General features: G+C 78.1%; 1 protein-coding gene. It reads right to left on the bottom strand.

Features of this window, described 5'->3' with window-relative positions; translation table 11 throughout:
* A partial coding sequence (locus AB8Z36_RS40995; protein ID WP_369218423.1) for an ATP-dependent helicase C-terminal domain-containing protein occupies positions 1–1002 on the bottom strand: 1002 nt, incomplete at both ends.

Here is a 1002-nt window from a genome sequence, read left to right as displayed (position 1 = left end):
GGCCACGGGTGCTTCGGATAGCGGCCGCGCAGCTCGGCGCGGACCGCGCGGTAGCCCTCGCGCCAGAACGAGGCGAGGTCGGCCGTGACGGCGGCCGGGCGGCCCGCGGGGGAGAGCAGGTGCACCTGGACGGCCGCCGTGCCGTCCGCGAGCCGAGGGGTCTCCGCGAGGCCGAACATCTCCTGGAGCTTCACCGCGAGCACGGGCCGCCCGGGATCGGAGTAGTCGACCCGGACGCGCGAGCCGCTCGGCACCTCAAGGCGCTCGGGGGCCAGCTCGTCGAGGCGCGCGGCCTGGCCGCCCGCCCACGGCAGCAGCCGCGCCAGCGCCTGCCCCGCGTCGATCCCGCCGAGGTCGGAGCGGCGGCGCGCCCGCGAGAGCTCCGGTTCGAGCCACTCCTCCACGCGCGCGTGCAGGGCGTCCTCCGACACGTCGGGCCAGGGCTCGCCCAGGTGGCGGCGGAGGAACGCCAGGCGTTCCCGCAGCTCACGCGCGCCGCGCGACCACTTCAGCAGCCCGGTGCCCTCCTCCCGCAGCCCCTTCAGGAGCCCCTCCCGTACGAGCCGGGGGTCCGGGTCGCGGAGCGGGCGGCTGTTCAGTTCCACGGCTCCCAGGTACTCGGCGTGCCGGGCCACCAGGTCGCCGCCGGACCAGACGACCTCGTCCCGCTCGTCGAGGAGCGCCTCGGCGGCGCCACGGGCGACGTCCTCCTCGATGGGGGCGCCGAGGAGCACGCGCGCGTGGCCCGCGCCCACGGGGCGGTCCGCGGCGGCCACGGCCAGCCAGGGGGCGCCTGTCAGCGCCGATCCTGGCCGAAGCTCGGCGCGGGTTCCGTTGGCCATGAGGTAGACCCCGCCGCCGACCTGCCGGGCCACCCGCTCGGGAAAGGCCAGCGCCGCGACGAGCCCGGCGGTCCGCTCACCGCCCTCGCTGCCGCCGTCCTCGGCCCTGTTTCCCGCGGACCCCGCCGCCGCGGCCAGCCGTCCCGTCTCCCTGCGCCAC

This window comes from Streptomyces flavofungini (genome assembly GCF_041028215.1).
Lineage (GTDB): Bacteria > Actinomycetota > Actinomycetes > Streptomycetales > Streptomycetaceae > Streptomyces > Streptomyces flavofungini_B.
Note: the sequence above shows the minus strand (reverse complement) of the source record. Positions and strands in the feature narration are given on the sequence as shown.